3 protein-coding genes are annotated in these 4,578 nt (G+C 72.1%); 2 read left to right on the top strand and 1 reads right to left on the bottom strand.

Translation table 11 applies throughout. The annotated features are described in order from the left end of the window. Window positions 1–1,887, bottom strand: a 1,887-nt coding sequence (locus KN815_RS46810; protein ID WP_216347871.1) for an amylo-alpha-1,6-glucosidase, incomplete at its 3' end; no start/stop codon positions are given. A gap of 133 nt (window positions 1,888–2,020) precedes the next feature. Between KN815_RS46810 and KN815_RS46805 the strand changes: the two genes are divergently transcribed. Beyond that, window positions 2,021–3,085: a LacI family DNA-binding transcriptional regulator gene (locus tag KN815_RS46805; protein WP_216347870.1), complete on the top strand. Its 1,065-nt coding sequence runs from the start codon at window positions 2,021–2,023 to the stop codon at window positions 3,083–3,085. A 110-nt stretch (window positions 3,086–3,195) separates the two neighbouring features. Continuing rightward, window positions 3,196–4,440: a sugar ABC transporter substrate-binding protein gene (locus KN815_RS46800; RefSeq protein ID WP_216347869.1), complete on the top strand. Its 1,245-nt coding sequence runs from the start codon at window positions 3,196–3,198 to the stop codon at window positions 4,438–4,440. The last annotated feature ends 138 nt before the right edge of the window (window positions 4,441–4,578 follow it).

Here is a 4,578-nt window from a genome sequence, read left to right as displayed (position 1 = left end):
GTGCGGGCCCGCGGCGGTGCCGTGGCCGGCGAAGAGCTCGGGCAAGCGTCCGGCGAACCCCGCCGACGCCGTCAGCAGGCCCGCCGCCAGCGGCGCCGCCGCGTCCGGGAACCCGGCCCTGACCAGGCCGTGCACGGCGATCGCGGTGTCGTGCGGCCAGATGGAACCAATGTGGTAGCCGTACGGGTTGAAGCCCACCGAGTCGTTGCTCAAGGTGCGCAGACCGTGGCCCGAGTCGAGGCCGGGGCCGGTCAACCGGGCCGCCAGCGCCGCGCTCTCCTCCTGGTTCAGCAGGCCCGTCCCGAGAAGGTGGCCGAAGCCCGAGGTGACCGAGTCCACCGGCCCGCCGTCGCGGTCCAGTGCGACCGCCGGGTACGGGCCCTGTGCGTCCTCCACCCAGAAGCGCCTACGGAAACGGGTGGCGAGCCCTTCCGCCCATTCCTCAAACGCGTCCGCCCCCGGCCGCCCGAAAGCGCGCAGCAGCGCCGCTCCGTCCCGCGCCGCCTCGTACGCGTACGCCTGCACCTCGCACAGCGCGATCGGCGGGTCGGCGAGCCGGCCGTCGCGATGGCGGATGGCGTCGCCGGAGTCCTTCCAGCCCTGGTTGGCCAGGCCCCGTCCGGTCCGGTCGACGTACCTGAGGAAGCCGTCGCCGGCCGCGTCCGCCTGGTCGCGGATCCACGCGAGCGCCGACTCGGTGTGCGGCAGCAGCTCTTCCACCTGCTCGGGGGCCAGGCCCCAGCGCCAGGCGTCGTGGAGCAGGGTGATCCACAGGGGGGTCGCGTCGACCGTGCCGTAGTACACCGGCGGGACGGCGAAGGTGTCGGTGAAGTTCTGGGTGCCGCGCCGCACTTCGTGCAGGATCTTCCCCGGCTGCTCCTCCGTGGCGGGGTCGGCCACCGCCCCCTGGCGGCGGGCGAGCGTGCGCAGCGTACCGGCCGCGAGCTCGGTGCCGAGCGGGAGCAGCATGCGGGCGGCCCACAACGAGTCGCGGCCGAAGAGGGTCAGAAACCACGGAGCTCCGGCGGCCAGGAACTGATCAACACCGTCCGCGCGCCCCTCCGCGGACCGGGGGTCCATCAGGCGCAGCCGGTCCGCGTCGGCGACCGACTGGTCCAGCCACTGGTCGAAGCGCCGGTCCGCGCTGCGCAGAGCCGGGCCCAGCCAGGGTACGGCGTCCGCTGGGGCGGCCGGGAACTGGTCGCCGTCCGCGTACGCCGCCGTGCAGCGCAGCGTCACCGTCCACGAGGCACCGGGGTCCAGTTCGACGTCGTACGACAGCCGGCCCTCCGGCGCCTCCAGGGCATCCGGCGCGGGCTCGCTGACCAGGCGTACGGCGAACCCGTCGCGGGACCACACCAGACCGCCGCCCTCGGCGCCTTCCGCGCCTTCGGCCCGTGCCGGCACCGGGTCCAGGACGTGGCCCGACTTCACCCGCTCCATCGGGGCGAGGTCCGTGCCGGCCGTGACCGTGAGCCGGAAACCGACCCGCCGGGTGCCCGCGTTGGCGACTTCGAAGCTCTCCTCCAACCGCCCGGGGGCGACGGTTCGGCGGCGGTTCAGGGCGACCGCGGGGTCGGGCGTCACCTCGCCGAGCCCCCGCAGGATCGCCCGGAAGTCCGCCCGGTCGGCTCCCCTGAGCCCGCCGCCGACCGGTGCCAGGGCAATGGACTCCACCGTGACGGTCAGGTGGGACAGCGCCCTGCCGTCGCCGTGGTAGAAGCCATCCGCACCCCCGTCGAGCTGTCCGTCCGCACGCGAGATCACAAAGCTCGGGGCGTACAGCGTGACGACCGCGTCGTGCAGGAACGGCTGCAGGCCCGCGGTCGGCGAAGTGGAGGTCGTGACCGGTCCGTTGGTGTCCTGGGCCTTGACAGTGGTGTCCAAAGGAGTAGAACCTCTCAGCATTAGATCGATCCAAAGACACTAACGGCCTCCTCAGAGCGCTGACAATGCCTTTGGAACGCTCAAATCAAGCTCGTAGGACCAGGCTTCAGACCCTCGTGTGCCGGAGACCCGTATGCCCCGCTCCACCAGCAGTCCCTCGCCCAAGGGCAGCCCGGTGACCCTTGCCATGGTCGCCCGCCGGGCCGGTGTCTCCCCGCAGACCGTGTCCAACGCGATCAATTCGCCGGACCTGCTGCGCCCCGAGACCCTGGAGCGAGTCCGCAGGGCGATCGATGAGATGGGCTACCGCCCGAGCCGTGCCGCGCAGAGCCTGCGCACCCGCTCCAGCAAACTGATCGGCTACGGCATCCAGCCCGCTCCGGGTGGCGACACGGCCCCGGTCATGGACCGGTTTCTGCACGCCCTGTCACAGGCCGCCGACGAGGCCGGCTACCGGATGCTGCTGTTCGCCTGCCCGCCCGGCGGCCCGAGCCTGGAAGGGTACGAGGAACTGCTCGGCCGGCACGACGTCGACGGCTTCGTACTCAGCAACACCGCCCGCCAGGATCCGCGCCAGGCGTGGCTGGCCAAGCGGGGCGTACCGTTCGTCGGCTTCGGCCGGATGTGGTCGGGGCGGCAGATCGGCGATTGGGTCGACGTCGACGGGGCCTCGGGCACGGACGCCGCCGTGGAGCATCTGGTCGCCCTCGGGCACCGCAGGATCGCCTTCCTGGGCTGGCCGCGCGGCTCCGGCGTCGGTGACGACCGCGCCGAGGGCTGGCAGCGGGCCATGCGCCGGCACGGGCTGCCGACGCGCGGACGGCGCGCGGCCAGCGCGGGCGACATCGAGGCGGCCCGTATCGCCGTCAAGCCCTTACTGGACGCGGGTACCACGGCCGTGGTCGCGGCCAGCGACATGCTGGCACTCGGCTGCTATCACGCGCTGCGCGAGCGGAACGCCGCCCCGGGCCGGGACGTCGCCGTTGTCGGCTTCGACGACTCGCCGACCGCCGGGATCCTCTCGCCCTCCCTGACCACGGTCGCCCAGCCGCTGGAGGCGGTCGGAGGTGAGTGCGTGCGGCTGCTGCTGGCCCGGATGGCCAACCCGGCCGCGCCACCGGAGCGCGTCCTGCTGGAGCCGTCCCTCGTCGTCCGCGACAGCACCCCGACACCGGGCTCCGACGCACCGGCGCCCTGACGCACCGGTGCTCCGCCGCGTTGGCACCGTGATGCGCCGCGCCCCGGACATCCCCTCTCCTCCAACCCCCCCTCGAGCCGCACGTACCATCCCCAATCCACGGAGGAACCATGGCCCCCCGCACGGCCACCGCCGCCCTCGTCACCTGCGCGGCGCTCCTGGCCGCCACCGGCTGCTCGTCGAGCTTCAGCGACGACAAGGAGACGAAGCAGGACACCGGCGCCAAACAGCATCTGAAGATCCTGATAGCCACCTCGGGCGACGCCGAGACCAAGACGGTCAAGGAGGCCGCGGCCGCCTACGAGAAGCGGTCCGGCAACAAGGTGACCGTCGAGGCCGCCAAGGACATGAACCAGCAGCTGGCCCAGTCCTTCGCCGGGCACAGGCCGCCGGACGTCTTCTACGTCAACTCCGACCAGTTCGCGAACTACGCCAAGGGCGGCTCCCTGTACGCGTACGGCGACAAGATCAAGGACGCGGACGACTTCGCCGAGCCGCTGCGCACCTCCTTCACCTACGACGGGAAGCTGGTGTGCCTGCCCAAGGACACCTCCACCCTCGCCCTCGCCATCAACACCGACCTGTGGAAGAAGGCGGGGCTGACCGAGAAGGACTACCCCACCTCCTGGGACGAGCTGAGGAAGGTCGCCGGCAAGCTCACCGGCGACGGGGTCACCGGCCTGGTCACCAGCGACGAGTACCAGCGACTCGGCGTCTTCATGAAGCAGGCGGGCGGATGGGTCACCGACACCGGGCAGACGAAGATGACCGCCGACAGCGCGCAGAACGCCGAGGGGCTCGGCTTTGTGCGGTCGCTGCTGCGGGCCGGCTCGATGAAGTACGCCAAGCAGGTCGACACCAGCTGGGGCGGCGAGGCCCTCGGCAAGGGCAAGGCCGCCATGACCATCGAGGGCAACTGGCTGACCGGTGGCATGAAGCTCGACTACCCGAAGGTGGCGTACAAGGTGGTCCCGCTGCCCGCGGGACCGGCCGGGAAGGCCACGCTGGCCTTCAGCAACTGCTGGGGCGTGGCCGCCGAGAGCGCCCACCGGTCGGCGGCCGTGGACCTGGTGAAGTACCTCAGCTCCGGTGAGCAGCAACTGAAGTTCGCCGACGGATTCGGGGTGATGCCCTCGCGCACCAGCGCCCTCGCCGAGTACGCGAAGCAGGAGCCGGACGCCAAGGCATGGGTCGACGCCAACGCCCACGCGCAGGGCCCGGTGACCGTCGCCGGGTTCGACAAGGTGCTCAGCCAGTTCAACACCGAACTGCAGTCGCTGCGCACCACTGACCCGAAGAAGATCCTCGCCGACCTGCAGCGCAACGGCGAACAGGCCCTCGCGAAGGGCGACTGAGCCGCCATGCCCTTCCGTAGTACCACCCACCGCACGGCGCGCCACCTCCCCCGTGGCGCGTCGTCCGGTCCCCGCCCGGCCCCCGAGGCCGCCGGCGAGGACCCCCGTACGGCCGGCTCGCCGGGCGCACCTGACGCG

Origin of the sequence: Streptomyces niphimycinicus, from assembly GCF_018883605.1 — a bacterium.
In the GTDB taxonomy this organism is placed as follows: Bacteria; Actinomycetota; Actinomycetes; order Streptomycetales; family Streptomycetaceae; genus Streptomyces; species Streptomyces niphimycinicus.
The sequence above is the reverse complement of the archived record's forward strand: the minus strand, read 5'-3'. Positions and strand labels throughout refer to the sequence as shown.